The organism is Streptomyces sp. NPDC050147 (genome assembly GCF_040660195.1).
Lineage (GTDB): Bacteria > Actinomycetota > Actinomycetes > Streptomycetales > Streptomycetaceae > Streptomyces.
On the sequence record NZ_JBFALJ010000001.1, the window covers coordinates 31,781 to 58,681 of the forward strand.

Here is a 26,901-nt window from a genome sequence, read left to right on the forward strand (position 1 = left end):
GCCCCGCTGCGATCTTCGGCCCCATGACTCCCCTGAACAGGCGCAGCTTCGTCGCCGCTGCCGCGGGTGCCGCCGCGGCGGCCGTGGCCATGAATCCCCAGACCGCGTCCGCGGTCGACCGCGAAGGCATCCGCAGCGGCGGTGACGACTTCGCCGACGCCGACAAGGGGTTCATCGCCGCCCTCACTCCGGGTGTCGTGAAGAACGCCAAGGGGCAGGTCGTCTGGGACAACGACGCCTACGACTTCCTCAAGGGCGATGCCCCCGAGTCAGCGCACAAGAGTTTGTGGCGCCAGTCGCAGCTCGTGTCGAAGCAGGGGCTCTACAAGGTCACCGATCGCGTCTATCAGGTGCGTGGCCTCGATCTGTCGAACATGACGATCGTCGAGGGCGATACCGGCGTCGTCGTCATCGATCCGCTGATCTCGGCGGAGACCGCTGCCGCCGCGCTCAAGCTCTACCGCGCGCACCGTGGCGACAAGAAGGTCACCGGGCTCATCTACACGCATCCGCACGTCGATCATTTCGGCGGGTGCCGTGGTGTCCTCCCGGACGGGGCCGGTGACGTGCCGATCCTCGCTCCCGACGGTTTTATGGAGCATGCCGTCTCGGAGAATGTCTACGCCGGGACTGCGATGCAGCGGCGCTCCGGGTACATGTACGGTGCGTCGCTGCCCAAGTCACCTGGGGGGCAGATTGGTTGTGGGCTCGGGCAGAGCATTTCCGTGGGGTCGATCGGGTTGATTCCGCCTACCAAGGACATCACCGAGACGGGTCAGGTCGAGACTGTGGACGGGGTGAGGTTCGAGTTTCAGATGACGCCGGGGACCGAGGCGCCGACGGAGATGAATTTCCTCCTCCCCAAGCTGCGTGCCGTCTGTATGGCGGAGAACGCGACGCACACGATGCACAACATCATCACGTTGCGCGGCGCCCAGGTGCGGGACGCCCGGCAGTGGGCGCATTACCTCGATGAGTCCGTGGTGTTGTTCGACGGGCGGGTGGATGTCGCGTTCGCCTCGCATCACTGGCCTACGTGGGGCGGGGACACGATCGTGGAGTTGCTGGAGCAGCAGCGGGATCTGTACGCGTACATGCATGACCAGACCCTGCGGATGATCAATGCGGGGATGACGGGGCGGGAGATCGCCGAGGAGATCGAGCTGCCGCCCGCGCTCGCCGGCGTGTGGGCGAATCGTGGGTACTACGGGTCGCTGAGCCATAACGTGAAGGGCATTTATCAGCGGTACATGGGTTGGTTCGACGGTAATCCCGCGCATCTTTGGGAGCATCCGCCCGTCGAGGAGGCCAAGCGGTACGTCAAGGCCATGGGTGGCCGTACGGCGACGGTCGCGAAGGCCAGGTCGTTCGCGAAAAGTGGTGATCTGCGGTTCGCGGTGACGCTGCTCAACCATGTCGTGTTCGCGGACCCGGGCCACAAGGCGGCGAGGTCAGAACTGGCCCGCGTCTACACCAAGTTGGGGCAGGCTTCGGAGAACGCCGTGTGGCGGAACTTCTATCTGATGGGCGCCCAGGAGTTGCGTGAGGGCGTGCAGGACGCTCCTACGTCCGTGGTGAGTGCCGACATGTTGATGGCTCTCTCTGTGGATCAGTTGATCGATTCCGTGGCGATCCGTGTGAACGGGCCGAAGGCCTGGGACCTGAAGCTGCGGATGGACTGGAGCCTTCCGGCGCTGGGCAAGGTGTGGCATCTGACCCTGCGGCACGGCGTGTTGACGTATCGCAGTGACGCGAAGAGGGACCCGGAGGCGGGTGTGACGCTGATGATGACCAAGCCCCAGTTGCTAGCGATGCTGGGCGGCAAGGGGCTTGGTGACATCGAGGTGGAGGGGGACGCGTCGCTCCTCACCCGGTTGCTTGGCGTGGTGGAGAGGCCGGATCCGGGTTTCGCGATCGTGACGCCGTAGGGGTTACTGGGGGTTGTCGTCCTCGCCGATGTGGTGGATGCGTACGAGGTTGGTGGAGCCGGCGACTCCGGGTGGGGAGCCTGCGGTGATGACCACCACGTCGCCCTTCTCGCAGCGTCCGTACTTGAGGAGCAGCTCGTCGACCTGGCGGACCATGGCGTCGGTGGATTCGACGTGCGGGCCGAGGAAGGTCTCGACGCCCCAGGTGAGGTTGAGTTGGGAGCGTGTGGCCCGGTCCGGGGTGAAGGCGAGCAGGGGGATGGGTGAGCGGTAGCGGGAGAGGCGGCGGACTGTGTCGCCGGACTGGGTGAAGGCGACGAGGAATTTGGCGCCGAGGAAATCGCCCATTTCGGCGGCGGCGCGGGCGACGGCGCCGCCTTGGGTACGGGGTTTGTTCCGTTCGGTCAGGGGTGGGAGGCCTTTGGCGAGGATGTCTTCCTCGGCTGCCTCGACGATGCGGCCCATGGTGCGGACGGTTTCGATGGGGTATTTGCCGACGCTGGTTTCGCCGGAGAGCATGACGGCGTCGGTGCCGTCGATGACGGCGTTGGCGACGTCTGATGCTTCGGCGCGTGTGGGGCGGGAGTTGTCGATCATCGAGTCGAGCATTTGGGTGGCGACGATGACCGGTTTCGCGTTGCGCTTGGCGAGTTTGATGGCGCGCTTTTGGACGATCGGTACTTGTTCGAGGGGCATTTCGACGCCGAGGTCGCCGCGGGCGACCATGATGGCGTCGAAGGCGGCGACGATGTCGTCGATGTTTTCGACGGCTTGTGGCTTCTCGACCTTGGCGATGACGGGGAGGCGGCGGCCTTCTTCGTCCATGATGCGGTGTACGTCTTCGATGTCGCGTCCGCTGCGGACGAAGGACAGGGCGATGACGTCGAATCCTGAACGCAGTGCCCAGCGCAGGTCCGCTTCGTCCTTGTCGGAGAGTGCGGGGACGGAGACGGCGACGCCGGGGAGGTTGAGTCCCTTGTGGTCGGAGACCATGCCGCCTTCGACGACGGTGGTGGTGACGCGGGGTCCGTCGACGGCGGTGACTTCCAGGGTGACTTTGCCGTCGTCCACGAGGATGCGTTCGCCGGGGGTGACGTCTTCGGCGAGGCCGTCGTAGGTCGTGCCGCAGGTTTGACGGTCGCCTTCGATGCCTTCTTCGACGGTGATGGTGAACTCGTCTCCGCGTTCAAGGAGTACGGGTCCTTCGCTGAAGCGGCCGAGGCGGATCTTCGGGCCTTGAAGGTCGGCGAGGACGCCGACGCTGCGGCCGGTCTCGTCGGACGCCTTTCGTACGCGCTGGTAGCGCTCCTCGTGTTCGGCGTATGTGCCGTGGCTGAGGTTGAAGCGGGCTACGTCCATTCCGGCTTCGACCAGTGCCTTGATCTGGTCGTACGAGTCGGTGGCGGGGCCCAGGGTGCAGACGATTTTCGCTCGGCGCATGGTTCGAGCCTAGGGCTTACTGGTCGGTAGGGAATTGGCTGGGCATGACTACTCAACAACCTTTGCGTGAAGGGTTATTGACAAGTGTTGAATTGTGCGGGGCGTTGCTCTGATGAGCGATTTAGCGGGTGCCCCGCGGCGTGAATGTCCTGTGCAATGCCCTCTGCGGTTACAGCTGTGGCGGTGTCATCGTGAAGCGGGCGTTGACCTGTGCGTAGACGTGTTGCCGCTGGGGTTCGAGGTCGAGGGGGGCGGCTTCCTGGGCCATGTCGGCGGCGCCGCCGTAGGCCATGGTGCGCATGGCGGGGGTGGGGGCGCCGTAGCCGTACGGCTGGGCGTTCTCGGCGCCGATGTCGGCGAGTTCGACGAGGGCGGCGAGGGTGGTGCCCAGTGCTTCCGCGTACTCCCTGCCTCGCTGTACGGCTTCCCGTACCGCGTGCTGGCGGGCGTCGCGGCGGGTGGGTGAGTCGGGGCGCAGGGCCCAGTAGGGGCCGTCGACGCGGGTGAGTTCGAGGTCGGCGAGGCGTGTGGTGAGTTCGCCGAGCGCGGTGAAGTCGGTGAGTTCGGCGGTGATGTGGACCCGGCCGTGGTAGGCGCGGACGCGTTCGCCGCGGCCGTGTTTGGTGAGTTCGGGGCTGATGGAGAAGGCGCCGGTCTCGAGGGTTTCGACGGATTCGCCGTACGTTTTCACGAGGTCGATGACGGTGGCGTTGCGGCGTGTCAGGTCGTTCAGGGCGTCGCGGCGGTCGGTGCCGCGTGCGCTGACGGTGATGCCGATGCGGGCGATCTCGGGGTCGACTTCGAGGTGGGCCTCGCCTTTCACGGCCAGGCGCGGGGCGCCGGGGGTGCCGTAGGGGGCCGGGGTGGGGGTGGTCTCGGGGGTGGTGTCGTCCATGCGGCCACTCTCGCACTGGGGCACGGCACCGGACAGTCATCGGATCGAAACCTGCGGGGTCTGTTGCCGGTGGGGTGGTCGGGGTCAGAATCTACGCGCGTTATCTACGCGCGTTACATAGGTTGACCATGGTCCAAGGGGAGTACGAATGCCGCTGAACCGCCGGAAGTTCCTGGGCAAGTCCGCCGCCGCCACGGGCGTGGCGCTCGCGGGCGGGGTGGCTGCCGCGCCGTCCGCGTCGGCGCAGGCGCACGGGAAGCCCGCCAAGCGGAAGAAGCGGTACTCGTTCACCGTCATGGGCACGACGGATCTGCACGGCAATGTCTTCAACTGGGACTACTTCACTGACAAGGAGTTCGACGACAAGGACCACAACGACGTGGGCCTGGCGAAGATCTCCACGCTCGTGAATGAGATCCGTGAGGAGAGAGGCCGCCGCAACACGCTCCTGATCGACGCGGGTGACACCATTCAGGGCACCCAGCTCTCGTATTACTACGCCAAGATCGATCCGATCACCGCCGCGCGCGGCCCGGTCCATCCGATGGCGCAGGCGATGAACAGCATCGGTTACGACGCGGCGGCGCTCGGTAATCACGAGTTCAATTACGGCATTCCCGTGCTGCGGAAGTTCGAGGAGCAGTGTGACTTCCCGCTCCTCGGGGCGAACGCTCTCGACGCGAAGACGCAGAAGCCTGCTTTCCCGCCGTACTTCATGAAGCGTCTGCGCACCCCGCACGGGCGTGACGTGAAGGTGGCGGTCCTCGGCCTGACCAATCCGGGGATCGCGATCTGGGACAAGGCGAACGTGCAGGGCAAGATGACGTTCCCGGGGCTTGAGGAGCAGGCGGCCAAGTGGGTGCCGAAGCTGCGTTCCATGGGTGCGGACGTGGTGATCGTCTCGGCGCACTCCGGCTCCAGCGGCACGTCCTCGTACGGTGATCAGCTCCCGCACGTCGAGAACGCGGCCGGTCTGGTGGCCGAGCAGGTGCCCGGCATCGACGCGATCCTGGTCGGGCACGCGCACACGGAGATCGCCGAGTACTTCGTGGAGAACAAGGAGACCGGCAAGAAGGTCGTCCTGTCCGAGCCGCTGAAGTGGGGCCAGCGCCTGACGCTCTTCGACTTCGACCTGGTGTGGGCCAAGGGGCGCTGGACGGTGGAGAAGGTCGGCGCGCAGGTCCTCAACTCCAACACGGCGGCGGAGGACAGGAAGGTCACTCGCCTCTTGGGCGACGAGCACAAGAAGGTCGTCGCGTACGTCAACCAGGTGATCGGCACGTCGACGCAGGCGATGAGCACGGCCGAAGGCCCGTACAAGGATGTCGCGATCATCGATCTGATCAGCCATGTTCAGGCTCAGACGGTCGAGGAGGCGCTGAAGGGCGGTCAGTACGCGGCGCTTCCTGTGCTCTCGCAGGCGTCGTGCTTCTCGCGTACGGCGGGTATCCCGGCGGGTGAGGTGACGATCAAGGACGCTGCGGGGCTCTACCCGTTCGAGAACACCCTTGAGGCGCGGCTCCTCACGGGTGCGCAGCTCAAGGAGTACCTGGAGTTCTCGGCGCGCTATTACGTGCGGACGGCGGCCGGCGCCCCGGTGGACCCGGCGAAGCTGACGAACGCGGACAACATCCCTGATTACAACTATGACGCGCTGTACGGGGTGACGTACGAGATCGACATCGCCAAGCCGGCGGGTTCGCGGATCACGAAGCTGAGCTTCGACGGCAAGGACGTCGACCCGAAGGCGGAGTTCGTACTCGCCGTCAACAACTACCGCGCGAGCGGCGGCGGCAACTTCCCGCATGTGGCGGGCGCCAAGCAGCTGTGGGCGAATTCGGACGAGATCCGGAACACGATCATCCAGTGGGTGCGGGCGAAGGGGACGGTCGACCCGGCCCAGTTCGCGTCGGTGGACTGGAAGCTGACCCGGGACGGCACTCCGGTGTTCTGACCGGCGTCAGTTCTTGAGGGGTACGAGGTTGCCGCGCTGCTCGCCGATGAGGTGGGGGGCGGCGCGGCGGTCCTGGGGTTCTTGGAGGCCGAAGCTGGTGAAGGCGGTGCGTTGCGGGAGGGGGTAGGGGGACTGCCCGGTGAGGGCGTTGAGGATGGTGGCGCTGCGCCAGGCGGCGAGGCCCAGGTCGGGGGCGCCGACGCCGTGGGTGTGGCGTTCGGCGTTCTGTACGTAGACGTTGCTGCCGCTGCCGGTGACGGAGGGGTCGAGGACGAGGCGGTACTGCTCGTCGACGCGGGGGCGTTCCGCGGAGTCGCGGCGCATGTAGGGGTCGAGGCCCGCGAGGAGCTGGTCGAGTGGGCGCTCGCGGTAGCCGGTGGCGAGCACGACCGCGTCCGTGGTGAGTCGGGAGCGGGTGCCCTGCTGGAGGTGTTCCAGGTGGAGCTCCACGCGGGTGGTGGCGACGCGGCCCGCGGTGCGCACGGAGACGCCGGGGGTGAGGACGGCGTCGGGCCAGCCGCCGTGGAGGGTGCGCCGGTAGAGCTCGTCGTGGATGGCGGCGATGGTGTCGGCGTCGATGCCCTTGTGGAGCTGCCACTGCTGGGGGACGAGTCCGTCGCGTACGGCTTCGGGCAGGGAGTGGAAGTAGCGGGTGTAGTCCGGGGTGAAGTGTTCGAGGCCGAGCTTGGAGTACTCCATGGGGGCGAAGGCCTCGGTGCGGGCGAGCCAGTGGATCTTCTCGGCGCCTGTCGGGCGGTGCCTGAGCAGGTCGAGGAAGACCTCGGCGCCGGATTGGCCCGAGCCGATGACGGTGATGTGGTCGGCGGCGAGCAGCCGGTCGCGGTGCAGGAGGTAGTCCGCGGAGTGGATCACGGGGACGGTGGGGGCGTCCGCGAGGGGCTTGAGGGGCTCGGGGATGTAGGGGGCGGTGCCGACGCCGACGGCGATGTTCTTCGTGTAGGTCCGGCCGAGCGCTTCGGCCTCGCCCTCGGTGTCGAGTTGGGTGAAGTCGACTTCGAAGAGGTGTCGTTCGGGGTTCCAGCGCACCGCGTCGACCTGGTGCCCGAAGTGCAGTGCGGGCAGGTTCTGGCTGACCCAGCGGCAGTACGCGTCGTACTCGGCGCGCTGGATGTGGAAGCGCTCGGCGAAGTAGAAGGGGAAGAGCCGCTCGCGGGTCTTGAGGTAGCTGAGGAAGGACCAGGGGTTCGCCGGGTCTGCGAGGGTCACCAGGTCGGCGAGGAAAGGTACTTGGAGGCTGGCGCCGTCGATGAGGAGTCCGGGGTGCCAGTGGAAGCCGGGTCGCTGTTCGTAGAAGGCGGCGTCGAGTCCGGTGAGCGGCTGGGCGAGGGCGGCGAGGGAGAGGTTGAAGGGGCCGATGCCGATGCCGACCAGGTCCCGGGGGTCCTCGGGGGTGGTGAGCGGCGGGGCGGGCTTGTCGTTCTGGCCGGTCATCGGGGGGTGGTTCCTTCCACGAGCTTCAGGAGCTCGGCGAGGTCGCCGGGCCGGGTGTGGGGGTTGAGGAGGGTGGCTTTGAGCCAGCGGCGTCCGTCGATCGTGGCGCGCCCGAGTACGGCGCGGCCCTGGCCGAGCAGTTCACGGCGGATGTACGCGATGTGGTCGTCGTCGGCGCCTACGGGCCGGAACAGGACCGTGCTGATGACGGGCCGGTCGTACAGCTCGAAGCCGGGATGTGCGGCGACGAGGTCGGCGAACTCTTCGGCCTGGGCGCAGACTTGGTCCACCAGAGCGCCGATCCCCTCTTTCCCGAGGGCTTTGAGGGTGACGGCGAGTTTGAGTACGTCGGGTCGGCGCGTGGTGCGCAGGGAGCGGCCGAGGAGGTCGGGGAGGCCCGCTTCGGTGTCGTCGCCCGCGTTGAGGTAGTCGGCGTGGTGGTCGAGCGCCGCGAGGTCGCGGCCGTCGCGGACCAGGAGCAGTCCGGCCGCGACGGGCTGCCAGCCGAGCTTGTGCAGGTCGAAGGTGATGCTGTCGGCGTGCTCCATGCCGTGCAGCAGCGCTCTTCGTACGTCGCTGAAGAGGAGCGGTCCGCCGTACGCGGCGTCGATGTGCAGGCGGGCGCCGTGGTCCGCGCAGAGGCCGGCGATCTGGTCGAGGGGGTCGATGAGGCCCGCGTCGGTGGTGCCCGCGGTGGCGGTGACGAGGAATGAGCCGGGTGGTCCCGTGAGCCCGGTGAGCGCCTCGTCGAGGGCGGCGGGGTCGAGTACGCCTGCGGGTGCGGGGACGGTGACCGGTTCCGGCATGCCGAGCAGCCAGGCGGCGCGGGCCAGCGAGTGGTGGGCGTTCTCGCCGACGAGGAGCTGGAGGGGGCCGTGCGTGGCGGTGCGTTCGCGGGCCAGGAGCAGGGCGAGCTGGTTGGACTCCGTGCCGCCGGTGGTGACGAGGGCGTCTGCTCTGTCGGCGCCGTAGGCCTGTGCCGCGAGGGCGCGGGTGACGAGGGTTTCGATCTCTGAGGCTGCGGGGGCCTGGTCCCAGGAGTCCATCGAGGGGTTGAGCGCGGACGCGGCCAGGTCGGCGGCGACGGCGAGGGCGAGCGGCGGGCAGTGCAGGTGGGCGGCGCACAGGGGGTCCGCGGGGTCGGCGGCGCCCTCGGCGAATGTGTGGACCAGCGTGCGCAGGGCCGCTTCGGCGCCTTCGCCCCGGGTGGGCAGGACTTCTCCGGCGGCCTCGCGCACCCGGGCGGCCACGGCGGTGGGTCCGCCTGCCGGGAGCGGGCCTCCGCGGGCGGTCGCTCCGGTGCGCAGGGCGTCCAGGGTGGCGGTGAGCAACGGCCGTAGCGCGTCGGGTCCTTGGGCTCCTCCGGCGAGGGGCGGCGGAGTGCTCATGGGCGATGTCCTTCGGGTGCGCGCGGGCGGGGACTACCAGCCTGTCCGCCGAGTGGACGGCACGCCCGGAGAGCTCAACGATCCGGACCCGAAAGTGGTACTGCCACGCCGAGGAGGCGTGTTGGGGTGGGCGGGGCTGCTAGGCGCTCCGCGCGGGTGGGCGGAATTTGGCTGCGGGCATGTTGTGGCTTGTTGCGCCGTTCCCCGCGCCCCCTTCGGGGCGCATCCGCCGCCTGTCGCCTGCGGGCACGTTGTGGCTTGGCGCGCCGTTCCCCGCGCCCCCTTCGGGGCGCATCCGCCGCCTGTCCCCTGCGGGCATGTTGTGGCTTGTTGCGCCGTTCCTCGCGCCCCTTGCGGGGCGCAACCGTCGATCTCCTGCGCGCGGCGTTGTTTCCTGCGTCTCTTATGGGGGCCTCAGGCCCAAATCGTTCTTGTGGCCCTGGGTCCACTCGGAGAACGTCCTCGCCGGGGTGCCCGTCACCGATTCCACGGTGGAGCTGATCTCCGGTGTGACGCCGACGGTTTCGGCGAAGGACTCCAGGATGGCCGGCAGCATCCCCGCGGGTACGTGCGGGAACATGTCCGCGGTCACCTCCTCCGGCGGCACCTCGACGAACCGCAGGTCGCGGCCGAGTGCCTGGCCGATGGTGTGGATCTGCTCCTCGGTGGACACCGCGGCGGGACCCGTGAGGCGGTGGACGGCGCCCCGGTGCCCGTCGTCGAGGAACGCGCGGGCGGCGACGGCGGCGATGTCCGCCTCGTGGATCGGCGCGGTCAGGGCTCCCGCGAAGGGGCCTCGCACGATGTCACCGGCTCGGATCTGGTCCGCCCACTGCAAGGAGTTGGCGGCGAAGGCGTTGGGCCGCAGGAAGGTCCAGCCGAGGCCGCTCTCGCGCACCCGCTGTTCGAGGTCGGCGTGGGCGACGTAGATGGGGTGGGTCTTGTCGGCGCCGTCCTCGATGATGCCCGACGACAGCACGACGACGTGCTGGACGCCGCCCTTCCGGGCCGCGGCGAGGACCGCGTCGGTGTGCTCGCCGACGGCCGCCATGTGCAGGAAGAGGGCGAATGCGCCGTCGAACAGCGGGGCGAGGTCCGCCGGTTCGGCGGCGGGGTCAAAGCGTGCCACTTCGGCGCCCTCGGGCAGCCTCGCCCGCCCCGGGTCGCGGGTCAGCGCACGGACGGGGATTTGAGCGGCGGTGAGCTGGGTGACGAGGGCGTGGCCCACGTTTCCGGTGGCACCGGTGACGACGATCACGGGAAACTCCTAGGGATCTTGTGCTGGAGCTTCGACCCTAGGCCGCCGCGTGGGCCACGGAATCGTCGGCTGGGACCAGGTCCGCGTAGGCCCGCGGACCTAGTCCCCCGCTCGAAACGGCCTAGGACCCGGTCGTTTCCCGTACCCGCAACGCCCGCTTCAGGTCGTCCAGTTGGTCGGCCAGCTTGCGGCGCAGCGCGGGGATGGGGTCGGCGTCGCGCAGGCACTGCTCGCCCAGGCGGAGGGTCTCGGCGTCCACGAAGGAGGCGGGGAAGGCCCACCGTCCGGCGACGTCGGCGATGGCGGGGCCTCGGCGGGCCGCGACGGCGACCGCGTCCTCGTAGTAGCGGGGCACGTACTCCCGTACGAGATCGGCGTGTTCGGGCTGCCAGAAGCCCTGGGCGGTGGCGGTGAGGAGGTAGTTGGAGAGGTCGTCGGTGGCGAACATCGCCTCCCAGGAGCGGCGCTTGGCCTCCGGGTCGGGCAGCGCGGCACGGCAGCGGGCCGCGCCCTCCTGTCCGGTGGCGCTGGGGTCGCGCTCCAGTTCGGCGGCGATCGCGGACTCGTCGGCGGCGCCGAGGACGGCGAGGCGGGTCAGGACGCGCCAGCGCAGCTCGGGGTCGAGCTCGGGGCCGCCGGGGACGGTGCCCTCGGTGAGCCACTCCTGGAGCGGGTCGGGGCGCGTCGCCACGTCGATGAGGCCGCGCACGGCGGTGAGCCGCAGGCCCGCGTGCGATCCGTCCTCCGTGCGCCGGATGAGGTCGCGGCACAGCTCGGTGAGGGTGGTGAGGGCGGCGGTGCGCAGCGCCGGGGGCAGGAAGCGGTCCGCGACGTGGGTGGTGGCGAAGGCGAGGACGCCCTGGACGAGGGCGAGGTCGCTCTCGTCGGGCAGATGGGCGCGGGCCGCCTCCAGGTAGGCCGTGCCTTCGAGTTCGCCGTCGCGGACCATGTCGCGCAGGCTGTTCCACAGGACGGCGCGGGTGAGCGCGTCCGGGACGCGGGAGAGGCTGCGCAGGGCCGTCTCCATGGAGACCTCGTCGAGGCGGACCTTGGCGTAGGTGAGGTCCTGGTCGTTCGGGACGATCAGGGCGGGGCGGCCGCCGTCGCGCGGCGTGGACGCCGTGAGGTGGGGGATGTCCCGCTCGTATCGCTCGCGCAGGACCAGGCCCTGGGGGTCGGTGAGGTCGCGGTCGTACACGCCGACGGCGACGCGGTGGGGGCGGGTGCCTTCGCGGTCGACGGTGAGGGTCCATTCCCGGGCATCGTGCGTGACGGTCGAGGTGAGCGTGTCGACGCCGGTGGTGCGCAGCCAGGCGTCGGCCCAGCCGTGCACGTCGCGGTCGGTGGCGTGGGCGAGGGACTCGATGAAGTCGCTGAGGGTGGCGTTGGCGAACTTGTGCCGGGCGATGTGGGTGTTGATGCCGGCGAGGAAGTCCTTCTCGCCGAGCCAGGCGACGAGTTGGCGCAGGGCGGAGGCGCCCTTGGCGTACGAGATGCCGTCGAAGTTGAGCATCGCGGACGCGGTGTCGGGCACGGCGTCCGGGTCGGGGGCGACGGGGTGGGTGGAGGGGCGCTGATCGGCGTCGTATCCCCAGGCCTTGCGGGCGATTGCGAAGTCGGTCCAGGGGTCGGTGGATGGGGCCTCCCCTGCTCGAACGGAGTGGAGAGCTTGGGGAAGGGTGGCTTCGGCGGTGGTCTGGAAGCCCATGTACTCGGCGAAGGATTCGTTCAGCCAGATGTCGTCCCACCACCGCAGGGTGACGAGGTCGCCGAACCACATGTGGGCCATCTCGTGGGCGATGACCATGGCGCGGGTCTGGCGTTCGGTCTCGGTGACGGCGGAGCGGTAGATGAACTCGTCGCGGAAGGTGACGAGTCCGGGGTTCTCCATCGCGCCGGCGTTGAACTCCGGGACGAACGCCTGGTCGTAGGAGTCGAAGGGGTAGGGCTCGTCGAACTTCTCGTGGTAGCGGTCGTAGCACGCGCGCGTGACGTCGAGGATCTCGTCGGCGTCGGCGTCCAGGAAGGGGGCCAGTGAGCGGCGGCAGTGGATGCCGAAGGGGAGGCCGCGGTGTTCGGTGCGGACCGAGTGCCAGGGTCCTGCGGCGACGGCGACCAGGTACGTGGAGATCAGCGGGGTGGGGGCGGCCTGCCATGTGCCGCCGCCGGTGTGTTCGGTGACGCCGTTGGCGAGGACCGTCCAGCCTTCGGGGGCGGTGACGGTCAGCTCGAAGACGGACTTCAGGTCGGGCTGGTCGAAGGCGGCGAAGACGCGCTGCACGTCCTCCAGGAACAGTTGCGTGTACGCGTACGTCTCGCCGTCCGTGGGGTCGGTGAAGCGGTGCATGCCCTCGCCGGTGTGGGAGTAGCGCATGGCCGCCTCGACGCGCAGTTCGTGCTCGCCCGCGGCGAGTCCGGTGAGCGCGAGCCGGTTCTCGGTGAGGTCCGCCGGGTCGAGCGCCTGCCCGTCCAGGGTCACGGAGCGCAGCTCGGCGGGCTTCACCTCGACGAAGGTGTCGACCGTGGCCGCGGGCCCGCCGAGCGCCGTGAACCGGATGACGGTGCGGGAGTCGAAGGTCTCGGCTCCCCGGGTCAGGTCGAGCTCCACCGTGTACCGCTGGACGTCGATGAGCCGGGCTCGGGTCTGCGCTTCGTCGCGCGTCAGTACGGGCATGGGTCCATGCTGCCTGATGTCACTGACAAGCGGTCCGGCAGCTTCGCGTCACGACGACTTGGCGATCGTCTCGTGGTGGCGGATGACCTCGGCGATGATGAAGTTGAGCAGCTTCTCGGCGAACGCCGGATCCAGTTTGGCGCTCTCCGCGAGCTGCCGGAGCCGGGCGATCTGGCGGGCCTCGCGGTCCGGGTCGGCGGGCGGGAGGTGGTGGTTGGCCTTGAGATGGCCGACCTGCTGGGTGCACTTGAAGCGCTCGGCGAGCATGTGGACGACGGCGGCGTCGATGTTGTCGATGCTGTCGCGCAGGCGGGACAGCTCGGCGCGCACGGCCTCGTCCGCGGCTCCGGCGCCGTTCGCGTCACTTGTGTGGCTGGTGGTCATGGTCCACGAGCCTACGTTGCCGGTCCGTCGCCGCCGACTGCGCCGGAGCGCAGGATCGGCGGGTGGTCCGGGTCGGGGATCTGCTGCGACCAGCCGCCCGGGACGGCACGTCCCTGCTGTTCGCGGAAGCGCACGGGTGCCATGCCCACGCGTCGCGTGAACAGTCGCGAGAAGTACGCGGGGTCGTCGTAGCCGACGCGGCGCGCGACGGCGGCGACCGGGAGCTCGGTGGCCGCGAGGAGTTCCTTGGCGCGTCCCAGGCGGATGCCGAGGAGGTAGTCCTTGGGGCTGCAGCCCGCGCCCCTGCGGACCGCCGTGCGCAGTTCCGCGGGGGTCATGCCGTGCCGTGCCGCGTGCTCGGCGACGGACAGCGGCTGAAAGGCGTCGCGGGCCAGTGCCTGGAGCACGGGGTCGCCGTCGGGGGCGATGTCGGCGCGGGCCCTGCGCAGCGCGACGAGGAGTTCGTGGACGGCGGCGCCCGTCTCGACCTCCAGGAGCGGGTTGCCGCGCCGTGCCGCGCGTGCGATGCGCCCGACGGCGGCCCGTGCCCCGGTGGCGTCGGAGAGCGGCACCACGGGTCTGCCGGGTTCGATGTAGCCGAGTTCGGTGTACGTCGTCGTGGCGGGCCCGGTGAAGTCGACGAAGCACTCGTCCCAGCCGGTCTGCGGGTCGGGCCCGTAGTGGTGGCGCACTCCGGGGGTGAGCCAGATCAGCGCGGGTGCCTTCACCGTCGTACGCCTGCCGTCGGTGCCCTGGAACCAGCCGCCGCCGGCGCTGACGACGACGGCCACGTGGTGGTCGAGGGTGCGCGGGCCCACGGTCGGCAGGAGGCCGTGCTGGAGGCCGACCCCGAGGCAGGCGAGACCGAGGCGGTGGTGGGACGGGCTCGGCGTGAAATACCGCATCCACGTGTGGTACATCCGCTGATGCCCCTTTCGGTCCGGGCCGCGGCCCGCTCGCTGCGTCCAACCCGCCTAGATCTTTGTCCATGGACCCTGCCGCCCGCCAGAGGTGATCGTGTCGGAGGGGAACGTGAGCGAGAGGGACACAGGGAGAAGATGAACGGCTTCAGGGTGGGCGAGGACGATTTCGAGCTGGACGGGCGGCCCGTTCGGCTGCTCTCCGGTGCGCTGCACTACTTCCGGGTGCACGAGGCGCAGTGGGGCCACCGCCTCGCGATGCTGCGCGCCATGGGCCTGAACTGTGTGGAGACGTACGTCCCGTGGAATGTGCACGAGCCGCACCCCGGGGAGTTCAGGGACGTCGACGCGCTCGGCCGTTTCCTGGACGCCGCGCGGGAGGCGGGTCTGTGGGCGATCGTCAGGCCGGGCCCTTACATCTGCGCCGAGTGGGAGAACGGCGGCCTTCCGCACTGGCTGACGGGCGCGGTGGGGGCACGCGCGCGTACCCGCGACGCGGAGTATCTGGGGCATGTGGACCGCTGGTTCGGTCGTCTCATGACGCAGGTCGTGCCGCGCCAGCACGATCGTGGCGGTCCCGTGATCATGGTGCAGGTGGAGAACGAGTACGGCAGTTACGGCTCGGACCAGGTCTACCTCCGCCATCTCGCCGACTTGTTGCGGGCCGAGGGCGTGAGTGTGCCGCTGTTCACCTCCGACGGCCCCGAGGACCACATGCTGAGCGGCGGTTCCGTCCCCGGTGTCCTGGCGACGGCCAACTTCGGCTCGCAGGCCCGTGCGGGCTTCGAGACGCTGCGCGCGCACCGTCCCAAGGGGCCGCTCATGTGCATGGAGTTCTGGTGCGGCTGGTTCGATCACTGGGGCGCGGAGCATGTCGTGCGGGACGCGGCCGATGCCGCGGACGCGCTGCGGGAGATCTTGGAGTGCGGGGCGTCGGTCAATCTGTACATGGCGCACGGCGGCACGAACTTCGCCGGGTGGGCAGGCGCGAACCGGGGCGGTGGCGCCCTGCATGACGGCGTTCTTGAGCCGGACGTCACCTCGTACGACTATGACGCGCCCATCGACGAGTTCGGGCGGCCCACGGAGAAGTTCTGGCTCTTCCGTGAGGTGCTCGCCCCGTACGTGGAGGGTCCGCTGCCGGAGCCGCCCGCGCCGCCGCCCTCGCTGGGGGAGCGTGCTGCGGTGGGGCTCACTCAGTGGGCGCCGCTGTCCGCCGTGATGGAGTCGCTCGGCGGCCGCCTGGCGGAGTACGCCGTACCGCCCACCTTCGAAGAGCTCGACGTCGACCGCGGTCTGGTCCAGTACACGCTGACGGTGCCGGGGCCGCGGCGGCCCTACCCGCTGCGTGTGCGGGGGCTGCGGGATCTCGCCGTGGTGTACGTGGACGGGGTGCGGGCCGGTGTCCTCACCGAGGAGGAGCCGGTTCTCGCCGAGCCTGTCGCCGGGCACGCGCGCGTGGAGCTGTGGGTGGAGTCCCTGGGGAGGGTCAACTACGGGCCGCGGACCGGTGAGGCGAAGGGCGTCACCGGTGGGGTGCTGCACGAACGGCAGTATCTGCACGGGGTGCGGGCCCGGGGGTTGCGGCTCGACGCGTTCGATGTGCCGTCGGCCGTGCGGGGTGTTCCGGCGGGTGAGGAGGCGCCCGCCGGGCGGCCCGGCCTGTACCGGGGCACGGTCGACGTGGCGGGGCCTGGTGACGCGACTGTGCAACTTCCTGGCTGGACGCGGGGGTTCGTCTGGGTGAACGGCTTCAACCTGGGCCGCTATTGGTCGATGGGCCCGCAGACGTCGCTGTTCGTTCCGGGCCCGGTGCTGCGGGAGGGCGGGAACGAGGTGTGGGTGCTCGAGCTGGAAGGGGCGGGCGCCGAGGAGCTTTCCCTGGCCCCGGTCCCGCGAACGCAGCGGAGGCCGTGAAGGCAGCCGGGGGCCCTGAGGGCAGCGGAAACCGTGAGGCCCGGAGAGGCCGCGCACGGCCTCTCCGGCTCCCTCGGGGCGCCTCAGATCTCCCGTACCTCGAAGGCGTCCAGCGCGAACTCGGCGGTCCCGTCGTCCCCGGTCTTGCGCAGACCGACCCATGCCTCGCCCTTGGCCGGGGCGGTGAACTCGTAGGTCAGGGCCGTGGGTTGGGTGGCGACGGGCAGCTCCTTGCGGTCTAGTTCACGGGCTGCGGGTTCGTCGACGGCGGTGATCCACGCGTACTGCGCCGCCTTCTCGTTCTCGTACCGGAGCGAGACGCGGTAGCGCTTGCCCGCCTCGAAGCGGACGGTGTGCGGGACGGTGCGGTAGACGAGCCCGGTGTTCTCGCCGCGTGACTTGAGGGACTGCGAGCCGTCGATGACGTCGTCGATGGCCTTGCCGTTCCAGCCGCGCTGCGTGTAGGGGGCGTGCCGTTGCGCGATGTGCGTGCGCGGGTCGGTGACGTTCCCCGCGTCGCCCTTCACGAACGGTCCCCAGCCCTGCGGCACGTGCTCGAAGTCCTCGGAGGCGAGCGTGCCCTTCCCGGGGGCGTCGCGCCGCGTGGCGGAGACGATCCGTACGTTGTCGAAGCGCACGCGCGCGTGGCCCGCGTCGGCCCGCAGTGTCAGCTCGGCGGGGCCGCCGCCCTCGGGGACGGTGAAGGGCACGAACATCCGCTGGAAGCGGGTGCCGTGCTTGCGGTCGGCCGCCACGTAGTTGCCCGCCGTGGAGGTCCGCGTCCAGTTGGCGGCGGTGACGCCGTCGGCGGTGCGCACCTCCAGGGTGGCCTTGCGCTCGTCGCCCGCCTTCTCCCCGACCTCGACCTGCACGGAGGCGACGTACGCTCCGGCCTTCAGGCGGCGCAACCGCTGGCCGACGGCGGCCTTGCCGCCCGAGCCGATGACGAGTTCGTGGTCACCGAGCTCGCTGCGCTCTACGGATGCGGGCCCGGAGACCCGCCATCCCCGCAGGGACCCGGAGTGGAAGCCGGGGTCGTGCAGAGGGGTGGCCTGCCCCCAGCCGGGGTCGGGCAGTGCGGCGGCGCGGCGGCGGTAGAGGACGTAGGGCTGCTTGGCCTTGGCGTCGAGGGTCACCTTGCCGCCGCGCACCGGAACATCGGCGACGAGGACCCGCCCTTGATCGGTGAGCCGGTACAGCGCGACCCTGGACAGCCCGGACCACCCGCGGGGCAGCCGCCACGTGCTTTTCCCGCCCCTGGGGTTGTAGTGGTAGAGCTTCGCGGGGTCGGTGGCCTTGCGGGGCTCCCAGGGCAGCAGATAGCTGTCCCCCTCGTAGACGACACGGCCGTCGGTCGTGATCCGACGGGTGCCGTCCGCGTCGGAAACCGTCGTTGCGCCCTCTCCGAAGAAACTGATCTCGTGCTCCCCCCAGGATTTGATGGGGTGGGCCTGGAGGTATTTGGCGGGCAGTGAGTCGGTCCAGATCAGATCGTAGAAGTACGACCAGTCCGTCTTGCCGACCCAGCCCTCGAAATTACCCATACGGGCTATGCCCAGAAGGGTCGGCCATTTGTCGGCGAACACGTCCTTCTGGTGGTTCCGGATGAAGCGGATCAGGCGTGAGTTGATGCCCCGGGACGTGTCAGGGCCGTAATCCGGTTCCGTCGCCCAGTGCGACCAGACGGATGACCTTTCGAAACCGTGCCCCCATTCGCTGGTGACGATCCAGCCCTGCTCGCGCAGTGCGCGCTGCAGCCGGTCGGAGGTCCACCCGGACTCACGGAACACGTCGATGTAGAGAGCGTTGAGCGCGCCGTCCGCCTCGTTGCGCAGATCCGCGAACCGCTTGACGATGTCGCCCGAGACCAGGTCCCTGCGCTGGTCGATGCGGTAGCTCTGATCCAGCCAGTCCCACTGCTCGTTGGTCTTGTCGACGAGTTTCTCGGAGAAGGCGTTCGCGACGGGATAGGACTCGGTGGCGTTCACATGCACGCTGAAGTCGCTGTTCCACTTCTTGCCTTCTGTGACCAGGGTGTTGAGGTCGTCGAGGCCGCCCGCACGGGTGTTGTAGTTGCCCGCATAGTCGGGATGCGCGGAGTCGTGCCCCTCGGACTGGTAGCCCTTGAGCAGCGTGTACTGGCGCAGGCCGTCCGTCGCCAGGTGGATCCGCTTGACGTTGTCGAGGGTCGCGAGAAACGGATTCGTGGCCTGCGAGGCGAAGTTGAACGGGATGTGCGGGACGACGCGCAGGTGCTGCTCGTCCGCGCCGAGGGGCTTCACCATGATGTCGCGGAACGCGATGGCCGCGTCCTGCCAGTCGACCTTGCCGTCGCCGTTGCGGTCGCCGGTGATGACGACGGTGGCGTACGGCAGGGGCTCGGTGTCGCCGACGGCGGCGGTGGCCGCGCGGTGCGTCCACTGGCCGGGGGTCAGCCGTGCCTCCACATATCCGTTCTTCCTGACCGTCTGCCGCCAGAGGCGGCCGTTGTCCCAGGTCGTCCCGGCCTCGGTGGTGGGCTTGTCGTAGACGGTGTTGGTCTCGACGGCGCCGCCGAGCGTGTCGTGCGCGACCACGGCGTAGGCGCATCCGGTGGCCGCTTCGGCGGGGGTGTCAGGGGTCAGTTCGACCTCGGTGTCCCCGCTCTTGGCCTTGTCCAGCTGGATCCTGGCGGCGAGGAGGGTGGCGCCGGGCTGATCGCTGCGTACGGCGAGGAGGGTGAGGCCGGGGATGCGGAGCGTGCCGACGCGCAGGGCATCTGAATCATCGATCTCGCTCACCCGCCAACGCACTTGGCGTCCTTCGACGGTGATCTCGACGGTGATGGTGGTGGCGCCATCGCGGAGACCGAGGACGTACTCGATGCGATCACCCCCGACCCTCTTGGTGGTCACCGTCGGGGTGTGCGTGACGTCGTCCACCAGGAGCGTGGTGACGGCTTCCGACTGGGCGTGCAGGACCGCTTTGGAGGCACGGTCCGTGTACGAGACGATGCGGGGGAAGTCGGTGGCGACGCGCACCTCCAGCTCGGCCGAGCGAAGGACGGCTTCGCCTGCCGCTGCGGTTGCGGCGCCCCCGAGGCCGATGGCGGCGCTGACCCCGGCCAGCGCGCCCGTGGCGACTACGGCTCTGCGGCTCGGGCCGGACGTGTCTGACGGCTGCTGCATGGCACCCCTCCGTGGGACGGATCTCGGTGCGGTCACCCTGCGCCGGAAGGGGCATGCGGGCCCATGGACAAAGGTGGGGCAGGTCTTGGACTAACGGCACCCCGCGCCTACCTCGCACCGAACAAGCCCCTCCCACCCACCCGCCCGCTCGCCCCGCAGCCCTCCCTGACCGAACAAGCATTTCCCGCCCACCCGCCCGATTGCCCTGCAGTGCCATCGATCAGCCATCGATTGGCCGCAGTCGGGAGCGCTCGCGAGGGGACGTGGCGGTATGTCTGCCCGGAGCACGGTTCGCGGCGCTCCGGTGCCGAAGCAACCAGGCGGCCACCGGACGATAGCGAGGACGGACATACCGGCGCGGCCCCGCACCCACACACGAACCGTTGCCGTACCCCGCAAAAGCGAACGCGGGGCCCGACCGCACTGGTCAGACCCCGCGTCCAGCAGAACCTCAGAGTTCCGAAGCCGCCTTCTCTATGTCACCGGCGAACGTCGACACCTCGGTGTAGACACCGGGGAACTTGGCCTGCGCACAGCCGTTGCCCCAGCTGACGATGCCCACCTGGACGTACTCACCGGCCTCGTCCTTGCGGAACATGGGGCCACCGGAGTCACCCTGGCAGGTGTCCACGCCGCCCTCCGCCAGCTTGCCGGCGCAGAGCTCCTCGCCGGGCGTGAGGTCGGCGCCGTACGCCGCCTCGCAGTCCGCGTCGCTCACGAAGGGGACCTTCGCCTTGAGGAGGTGGCGCTGCTGCTCGCCCCCCTCCTTGTCGGCACCCCAGCCGGCGATGTCGAACTCGCCCTCGTTGTACTTGGTGTCCTTGGCGATCTTCAGCGTGGGCTGGTCGATCGGCTTCGCGAGCTTGATGAGCGCCCAGTCCTTGCCCTTGCCGTCGTAACCCGGCGCCTGCAGGACCTTCGTGGACTTCACCTTGATCGCGTCGGGGCTCTCCAGGTCCACGACACCACCGGTGGCGGTGATGCTCGTGTTGTCGCCCGAGCCGTCCACGCAGTGGGCGGCGGTCAGCACGATGTCCTGGGCGTACAGCGCGCCGCCACAGCCCATCGACAGACGGACCATGAACGGGAATTCGCCCTGCTCGGCGGGGGTGCCGCCGACCACGCGCTCGCCCGGGGCGGGGCCGGGGTGCGGGGCCGCGGAGGCGGCGACGGGCTGGAGACTGACGGCGGCGAGGGCGATGGCACCGAGGGTGGCGGCTCTCTTGACTCCACGCAGCTTGGTGTTCAACGGGCTTCCCTTCGTGGGGGGTTGTGGGGGGTCGTGGGGGGTTTCACGCGACGGCGGACCCGTACCTCACCCGCGACGAACGCGAGAATGGCATGAGCCCGCCAAAGCGTTGGTCGGATTATGGAGATCGGTGTCCGGATAGAGCAAGGGGCGGTTTTCGGCCAGCGCCTCCCGCGTCACCCGGTTCTGCCGCCGGGGAGCCGCCTTACAGTGGAGGCCGGTCGAGGACGTCTCCAAGGGGGTGCCGGCGTGACGGACGGCGGACCGGTGGTGCACGGATACCCCCACCTGGAGACGGTGCGCTCCGCGATCACCGCGCTCTACAAGCGCCTGTCGTACGACACCGTCCACACCTTCGAGGCCAGCATCGTCCCCGCCGACGTCGCCTTCTCCGACCAGGACGATCTGTATCTGGGCGTGCAGCGCGTGGCCCGGGAGATGGTGCGCCACCTGCGGCTTCCGGACGCCCGCGTGATCGTCGGCTTCCGCGAGATGGAGCACGCGGCGAACGTCGAACTCACCGCGGGGCCGGAGTACTTCATCGAACTCAACGACCGGTTCCGCACGCACCGCAGGGACATCGGCGCGGCGCTCGCCCACGAGATCATGCACGTGTATCTGCACCGGCTAGATCTGGTGTTTCCCGGCACCGGTGACAACGAGATCCTCACGGACACCGCAACCACGTATCTGGGGGCGGGGTGGCTCCTTCTGGACGCCTATCGGGAGGACGGCGCCTCGTCCCAGAAGCTCGGGTATCTCACGCCGGAGGAGTTCGGGTACGTCCTGGCCAAGCGGGCCATCGCCTTCGGTGAGGCGCCGGAGACGTGGTTCACCAGCGCGCAGGCGTACACCGCCTATACGAAGGGTCTCGCCCAGGCCCGGCGCGACGAGCAGCAGCCGCCGCTGACGGCTGCCGGGTGGGCGGGGCGGCGGCGGTACGCGAAGGACCGGCGGCATGCGCTGGAGGGGGGTTCCGGCGGGGCGGGGGCCTCACCCGCGGGTGGGGCGTACTCGTTCTCCCGCGGGCCGGGCGGGGCCGAGCCGCCACGGGTCTCCTTCCCCTGCCCTACGTGTCAGCAGCGCATCCGGTTGCCTGTCCGGGGGCGGGTGCGGGCGCGGTGCACGTTGTGCCGGACGGTCCTGGAGTGCGATACGTGAGGGCGGAGGTCAGGGGCCTGGCCGGTCCCAGTGCGTGGGGCGGGCCAAGAACGGCGGCAGTTTCGTCTCGGCGTCGCCCTGTGCCGCGTTCACCTGCGACTGCGTCAGGAAGATGCTGCCGGTGAGGTCCGCGCCCCGCAGATCCGCGTCCCGGAAGTCCGCGCCGATCAGGTCGGTCTGGCGCAGGTCGGCGCCGCGGAGGTCGGCGGCGATGAGGCAGGCGCCGCGCAGGGTGACACCTCGGAGGTCGGCGCCGCGCAGGCGGGCACCGAAGAGGTCGGCTCCCCTGCGGTCCTTCTTCTTCCGGCGGATGTCCGCGCGCACGAGGTCACTGGTGCGCAGCAGCAGGACGTTGACGTCCGCACGGTGTGCGGCCACGTCCGTCTCCGCCACCGCGGCCGGGGTGCCCTCGGTGAGCCGCTCGGTCTTCTCCAGCGCGCGCCGGAGCTCCGCTGTGATCGGGCGGGTCTGGGGCAGGGTGAGCGCCTCGGTCAAGTACCAGAGCAGTTCGTGCAGTTGGCGCATCACCGGGAACACGTCGAACATCTGGCGGGCGGTCTCGGGGTCCTGGCGCCAGTCGGTGCCGCCGAAGGTGGCCTGTGAGACCTTCTGCCCGGCGCCGAAGCAGTCGTAGACCGTGCAGCCCGAGTAGCCCTTCTGGCGCAGCTTCTGGTGGATGCCGCAGCGGAAGTCCTGCCGGAGGTTGGTGCAGGGGGTGCCGGCCGCCTTGTCGACGGGGAAGTCCGAGGACTTGGAGAAGGTGAGGGCCACGCAGCAGAGCCCGAAACAACTCCCGCAGTCGGCCCGCAGGTCCTGCCGGTCGTCGCTGTCGGCGAGGGGGAGCAACTGACGCTCACTCTTCTCGGGCATCGGGGCCTCCTTCGGTCCTCTTGCGTCGCAGGGCAATCGTGCGGGTGGGCGGATGGGCGGGAAGGGCCTGTCCGGCAGCGGATACCGCCGGGGCGGTGAGAACGCGGCGCCCGCCCCGACAGCGGGGTACGAGCCTCGGCGGCGGGGTACGAGCCCTGCCGCCGAGGACAGCGCTATGCCGCCCGGCGCCCCGCGCCCCCGCTGGGGCGACCGCCGCCACGCCTGGCGCGGCCACCACCGGTCGAGCCCCCCGCGGAGGGCCTGCCGCCGGCCTGCGGCTGGGTCCTGGACTGGCCCTGGGACTGGGACTGGGACCGAGGCTGGCCCTGGGACTGGGACTGGGACCGGGCCTGGCCCTGGCCGCCGCCCTGGGACTGCGTCTGCCCCTGGGGGCGCGAGCGGCGCTGGCCCTGGCCTCCCCCGCTCTGCCCGGCGGGACGCCTGCGCCCCCGCTGCGGCGAAGCCTGCTGCTGCTGCGGAACGTCGATGACCACCGGCACTCCGGACGGCTCCCGTGCCCCGGTGATGCGGGCGAGCTCGTCGTCCGTGGACTTCACCCGCGCCGTCCTGGGGGAGATCTCCGCGTCGGACATCAGACGCGTCATCTCCCGCTTCTCGTCCGGCAGGACGAGCGTGACGACACTGCCGGACTCACCGGCACGCGCCGTGCGCCCACCGCGGTGGAGGTAGTCCTTGTGGTCGGTGGGCGGGTCGACGTTCACGACCAGGTCGAGGTCGTCGACGTGGATGCCGCGGGCCGCCACGTTGGTGGCGACGAGCGCGGTGACCTGCCCGGTCTTGAACTGGTCCAGGGTCCGGTTGCGCTGCGGCTGCGAACGGCCGCCGTGCAGTCCGGAGGCCCGTACACCGTTGGCGAGCAGCCGCTTGGTGAAGCGGTCCACGGCGCGCTTGGTGTCGAGGAACATGATCACCCGGCCCTCACGGGCGGCGATACGAAGGGCCACCGCCTTCTTGTCGGTCTCGTCGGCGACGTACAGAACGTGGTGTTCCATCGTCGTCACCGCGCCCGCGGACGGGTCGACCGAGTGCACGACCGGGTCGGTGAGGAACATCCGGACCAGGCGGTCGATGTTCTTGTCGAGCGTCGCGGAGAAGAGCATCGTCTGACCGCCCTGCTCCACCTGCTTCAGGAGCGCGGTGACCTGCGGCATGAAGCCCATGTCGGCCATCTGGTCGGCCTCGTCGAGGACCGTCGTGCGCACCTGCGAGAGGTCCGCGTCGCCGCGCTCGATGAGGTCCTTGAGACGGCCGGGGGTCGCCACCATGATCTCGGCGCCGCGGCGGAGCGTCCCCGCCTGCTTGGTGATGGAGAGGCCGCCGACGACCGTCGACATGCGCAGGTTCACGGATGTCGCGTACGGCGTCAGGGCGTCCGTCACCTGCTGCGCGAGTTCCCGCGTGGGGACCAGGACCAGGGCGAGGGGCGAGCGCGGCTCGGCGCGACGGCCCGCGGTGCGGGCCAGGAGCGCGAGGCCGAAGGCCAGGGTCTTGCCGGAGCCGGTGCGGCCACGGCCCAGGATGTCGCGGCCGGCGAGCGAGTTGGGAAGCGTGGCCGCCTGGATCGGGAAGGGCTCGGTCAGGCCCTGTGCCGCCAGCGTCTTCAGGAGGGCCTCGGGCATGTCCAGGTCGGCGAACGCCTCGACCGCGGGGAGTGCGGGCGTGGTGCTCTGGGGCAGCGCGAATTCACCCCCGACGGGCTTCGCCTTGGGGCGCCCGGGCTTCTTCGCGGCGCCCTTCGCCTGGCCGCCACCGGCCACCGGGGCCTTTCCGCGTGCGTTCGTGGAGCGCCCGCGGGCAGGACGTGCTGGGCGTTCGGAGCGATTCATACGGAAATGCCTTCCTGGACCTGGTGACAGCACAAGCCGGGACCCGCACCTTCCTGGTGCGGGCCCCGGCTATGAGGTTCGCGTGCTACGACGATCAGGCGGGAACGATGTTCTCGGCCTGCAGGCCCTTCTGGCCCTGCGTGACGTCGAAGGAGACCTTCTGGCCCTCGAGGAGCTCACGGAAGCCCGAGGACGCGATGTTCGAGTAGTGGGCGAAGACGTCGGGGCCGCCGCCGTCCTGCTCGATGAAGCCGAAGCCCTTTTCAGCGTTGAACCACTTAACGGTGCCAGTTGCCATGTCAATCTCCTCAACAGGGGCAGAAAAGGAAAACCACGGAATTATGGATTTCCCGCGCTGCAATGACCCCCATCCCGGAGAGACCGGAAAAAAACAATAGTGCGCCTTCGGAGCATTCCCGTCAGGCGCACACAAAGTTCATGGGTACCAAAACTGCGACGCATAAGCCTAACACGGGCGAGGGACACCACGTCTCGGGCCCACAGGCCACACCGACCCCACGCGCCGACCCCGCGCCGACCCGGCCCCGCGTCACGAGATACCTGCCGCGCACACCTTCCTCCTTTCGGGGCACCCCGCTACCTTCGACCAAACAATCGCTTGGTTGAACGACGCGTGGCCATGGCGACCGCTACCGAGGAAGGCGGCCCGATGCGCATCTTGCGAACCCGTACGGCGGTCGGAGTCGCGGTCTCCGCGCTCGCGCTGAGCACCCTGCCCGCCTGGGCGGCCCACGCCGAACCGGCCGCACCCGAGCGCGGCACGGCCCGGCACGCCCCGCACCACCCCCGGCCCGCGTACGACGGCGTACGCCACATACCTCTCCAGGGCGCGGTCAACGCCAGAGACCTGGGCGGGTACCGCACCTATGACGGCGAGCGGGTCCGCTACGGCCAGGTCTTCCGTGCCGACGCCCTCGCCAAGCTCACCGACGCCGACGTCGCCACCCTCGCCGGGCTCCGCCTGAAGAAGGTCGTCGACTTCCGGGTGCCCGCCGAGGTCCAGTACGACGGGGCCGACCGGCTGCCCGCCGGGCTCACCCCGACGGCCCGGCCCATCAGCGACAACGGCCTCTTCGCGACGCTGATGACCGTGATCGGCTCCAGGGACCCGGTCAAGCAGGAGGAGATGCTCGGCAACGGCAAGGCGGACGCGTTCATGCGCGGCGTCTACCGCACCTTCGTCACCGACGACTCGAACCGCGTCCAGTTCGCGGCGACCCTGCGCGACATCGCCCACGGGGGCAAGGCGTCGCCGCTGCTCTACCACTGCACGGCCGGCAAGGACCGCACCGGCTGGACCAGCTATCTGCTGCTGCGCGCCGTCGGAGTCCCCGAGCCCACCGCCACCGGTGACTTCCTGGCATCCAACACCTACCGGGCCGCGTACGACGCGAAGGTGCGCGAGGGCCTGAAGCAGGGCGGCCTGATGCAGAACCCCGATCTGCTGATCCCGCTGCAGGAGGTCCGCACCGGTTACCTGGAGGCGGCCCTGACCGAGGTGAAGAAGAAGTACGGCAGCCTCAGCAACTACCTGAGGGAGGGGCTCGGGCTTGATACGCGGACGATTCTCGCGCTGCGGGAGCGAATGGTCGGCTAGTCCGCTCCTCGGTGCGTGCGGGGCGCGGGGCTCAGGTGGTCACGATCCCCTGCGCCCGCGCCGCCGCGAGCCAGGTCGGGAATTCCTGCACCAGCTGGTCGTACAGGCGGTCGTCCGGGACGTCGAGGGGGTCGTGCCCCGCGTGGAAGAAGCCCGCGTTGTCGACGGCACGCTTGGCGGGCACGGCGAGTTCGTCGAGCTTGCGGAGGTAGTCGAACTGCTTGCTCTTCGCGTCCCCGAAGCCGATGAACTGCCAGAACAGCGGCAGCTTCGACGCCTTGCACAGATACCGCTCGGCGGCGAGCTTGTTGATGGGGCCGCCGTCGGTCTGGAAGACGACCAGGGCGGGCGCCGTGGAACCGCTGTCGACGTAGTGGTCGATCACGGCGTCCATCGCCAGGTGATAGCTGGTCTTGCCCATGTGGCCGAGTCCGGCGACGATCTCGTCGACCCGCCCGTGGTGGCGGTCGAGCGCGATCTCCGTGACGGCGTCGACGTCCGTGGAGAAGAAGACCGTGGGCACGGTGCCGTCGTCGTCGAAGTGCGCGGACAGGCCGAGAACGCGGTCGGCGAGAGCCTGGACGGTGCCGTCCTTGTAGTACGGCTTCATGGAGCCGGAGTAGTCGACGACGAGGTACACCGCGGCTCGTTCGCCGTCCAGGCCGTGCTTGTGGAGGCTGACCCCCGCGCTCTTGTAGAGGCTCACGAGGGCGGGCGCCGCCTCTTCCACCTTGCTCAGGCTGATCGCCGGTCCCATGCGCCGCTCCACTCTCCCGTCC

At 69.7% G+C, this 26,901-nt stretch carries 19 protein-coding genes; 5 read left to right on the forward strand and 14 right to left on the reverse strand.

Features of this window, described 5'->3' with window-relative positions; genetic code table 11:
* The first annotated feature begins 23 nt into the window (after positions 1-23).
* The gene (locus tag AB0I94_RS00155; RefSeq protein ID WP_363307088.1) at positions 24-1,928 is read left to right on the forward strand and encodes an alkyl sulfatase dimerization domain-containing protein; all 1,905 of its coding nucleotides are present in this window, start codon (positions 24-26) and stop codon (positions 1,926-1,928) included.
* A 3-nt stretch (positions 1,929-1,931) separates the two neighbouring features.
* Here AB0I94_RS00155 and pyk read toward each other — a convergent pair whose 3' ends face one another.
* Together pyk and AB0I94_RS00165 are read right to left on the reverse strand one after the other, a co-directional pair.
* Complete coding sequence (pyk, locus tag AB0I94_RS00160; RefSeq protein ID WP_363307089.1) at positions 1,932-3,368, reverse strand: pyruvate kinase; 1,437 nt, start codon at positions 3,366-3,368, stop codon at positions 1,932-1,934.
* Between the two features lie 169 nt (positions 3,369-3,537).
* Positions 3,538-4,263, reverse strand: a complete 726-nt coding sequence (locus tag AB0I94_RS00165) for an SIMPL domain-containing protein (RefSeq protein WP_363307090.1) — start codon at positions 4,261-4,263, stop codon at positions 3,538-3,540.
* A gap of 148 nt (positions 4,264-4,411) precedes the next feature.
* Here AB0I94_RS00165 and AB0I94_RS00170 point away from each other — a divergent pair, with 148 nt between their 5' ends.
* On the forward strand, positions 4,412-6,217 hold the full coding sequence (locus AB0I94_RS00170) for a 5'-nucleotidase C-terminal domain-containing protein (protein ID WP_363307091.1): 1,806 nt from the start codon (positions 4,412-4,414) through the stop codon (positions 6,215-6,217).
* Between the two features lie 6 nt (positions 6,218-6,223).
* On the opposite strand, the gene AB0I94_RS00175 is transcribed toward AB0I94_RS00170, so the two are convergent.
* The 6 genes from AB0I94_RS00175 to AB0I94_RS00200 all read right to left on the reverse strand — a co-directional run bounded on the left by AB0I94_RS00175 (position 6,224) and on the right by AB0I94_RS00200 (position 14,293).
* The gene (locus AB0I94_RS00175; protein ID WP_363307092.1) at positions 6,224-7,669 is read right to left on the reverse strand and encodes a SidA/IucD/PvdA family monooxygenase; all 1,446 of its coding nucleotides are present in this window, start codon (positions 7,667-7,669) and stop codon (positions 6,224-6,226) included.
* The gene (locus AB0I94_RS00180; RefSeq protein ID WP_363307093.1) at positions 7,666-9,057 is read right to left on the reverse strand and encodes an aminotransferase class V-fold PLP-dependent enzyme; all 1,392 of its coding nucleotides are present in this window, start codon (positions 9,055-9,057) and stop codon (positions 7,666-7,668) included. The genes AB0I94_RS00175 and AB0I94_RS00180 overlap by 4 nt, the downstream gene beginning before the upstream one ends.
* 403 nt (positions 9,058-9,460) lie before the next feature.
* Positions 9,461-10,315, reverse strand: coding sequence for an NAD(P)H-binding protein (locus tag AB0I94_RS00185; protein WP_363307094.1), 855 nt, complete (start codon positions 10,313-10,315; stop codon positions 9,461-9,463).
* A gap of 121 nt (positions 10,316-10,436) precedes the next feature.
* Positions 10,437-12,989 carry an aminopeptidase N gene (gene pepN, locus AB0I94_RS00190; protein ID WP_363307095.1) on the reverse strand — a complete coding sequence of 851 codons (2,553 nt, stop codon included), beginning with the start codon at positions 12,987-12,989 and terminating at the stop codon, positions 10,437-10,439.
* Between the two features lie 48 nt (positions 12,990-13,037).
* Positions 13,038-13,373: a chorismate mutase gene (locus tag AB0I94_RS00195; protein ID WP_363307096.1), complete on the reverse strand. Its 336-nt coding sequence runs from the start codon at positions 13,371-13,373 to the stop codon at positions 13,038-13,040.
* 11 nt (positions 13,374-13,384) lie between these two features.
* On the reverse strand, positions 13,385-14,293 hold the full coding sequence (locus AB0I94_RS00200) for an AraC family transcriptional regulator (protein ID WP_363307097.1): 909 nt from the start codon (positions 14,291-14,293) through the stop codon (positions 13,385-13,387).
* Between the two features lie 138 nt (positions 14,294-14,431).
* Between AB0I94_RS00200 and AB0I94_RS00205 the strand changes: the two genes are divergently transcribed.
* Positions 14,432-16,210 carry a beta-galactosidase family protein gene (locus AB0I94_RS00205; protein WP_363307098.1) on the forward strand — a complete coding sequence of 593 codons (1,779 nt, stop codon included), beginning with the start codon at positions 14,432-14,434 and terminating at the stop codon, positions 16,208-16,210.
* 83 nt (positions 16,211-16,293) lie between these two features.
* On the opposite strand, the gene AB0I94_RS00210 is transcribed toward AB0I94_RS00205, so the two are convergent.
* On the reverse strand, positions 16,294-19,377 hold the full coding sequence (locus AB0I94_RS00210; RefSeq protein WP_363307099.1) for an endo-alpha-N-acetylgalactosaminidase family protein: 3,084 nt from the start codon (positions 19,375-19,377) through the stop codon (positions 16,294-16,296).
* A gap of 451 nt (positions 19,378-19,828) precedes the next feature.
* Positions 19,829-20,626, reverse strand: coding sequence for a serine protease (locus tag AB0I94_RS00215; protein ID WP_363307100.1), 798 nt, complete (start codon positions 20,624-20,626; stop codon positions 19,829-19,831).
* Positions 20,627-20,875: 249 nt separating this feature from the next.
* Here AB0I94_RS00215 and AB0I94_RS00220 point away from each other — a divergent pair, with 249 nt between their 5' ends.
* On the forward strand, positions 20,876-21,787 hold the full coding sequence (locus AB0I94_RS00220) for a hypothetical protein (RefSeq protein WP_363307101.1): 912 nt from the start codon (positions 20,876-20,878) through the stop codon (positions 21,785-21,787).
* A gap of 9 nt (positions 21,788-21,796) precedes the next feature.
* Here the strand turns inward: AB0I94_RS00220 and AB0I94_RS00225 are convergent, their stop codons facing one another.
* The 3 genes from AB0I94_RS00225 to AB0I94_RS00235 form a co-directional block, all read right to left on the reverse strand.
* The gene (locus AB0I94_RS00225) at positions 21,797-22,657 is read right to left on the reverse strand and encodes a pentapeptide repeat-containing protein (protein ID WP_363307102.1); all 861 of its coding nucleotides are present in this window, start codon (positions 22,655-22,657) and stop codon (positions 21,797-21,799) included.
* A 173-nt stretch (positions 22,658-22,830) separates the two neighbouring features.
* Positions 22,831-24,504, reverse strand: coding sequence for a DEAD/DEAH box helicase (locus tag AB0I94_RS00230; protein ID WP_363307103.1), 1,674 nt, complete (start codon positions 24,502-24,504; stop codon positions 22,831-22,833).
* Between the two features lie 94 nt (positions 24,505-24,598).
* The gene (locus tag AB0I94_RS00235; RefSeq protein WP_160504463.1) at positions 24,599-24,802 is read right to left on the reverse strand and encodes a cold-shock protein; all 204 of its coding nucleotides are present in this window, start codon (positions 24,800-24,802) and stop codon (positions 24,599-24,601) included.
* A 372-nt stretch (positions 24,803-25,174) separates the two neighbouring features.
* On the opposite strand from AB0I94_RS00235, the gene AB0I94_RS00240 reads away from it, so the two are divergent.
* Positions 25,175-26,122 carry a tyrosine-protein phosphatase gene (locus AB0I94_RS00240; RefSeq protein WP_363307104.1) on the forward strand — a complete coding sequence of 316 codons (948 nt, stop codon included), beginning with the start codon at positions 25,175-25,177 and terminating at the stop codon, positions 26,120-26,122.
* 31 nt (positions 26,123-26,153) lie between these two features.
* On the opposite strand, the gene AB0I94_RS00245 is transcribed toward AB0I94_RS00240, so the two are convergent.
* On the reverse strand, positions 26,154-26,879 hold the full coding sequence (locus AB0I94_RS00245) for a VWA domain-containing protein (protein WP_363307105.1): 726 nt from the start codon (positions 26,877-26,879) through the stop codon (positions 26,154-26,156).
* Positions 26,880-26,901: the final 22 nt, after the last annotated feature.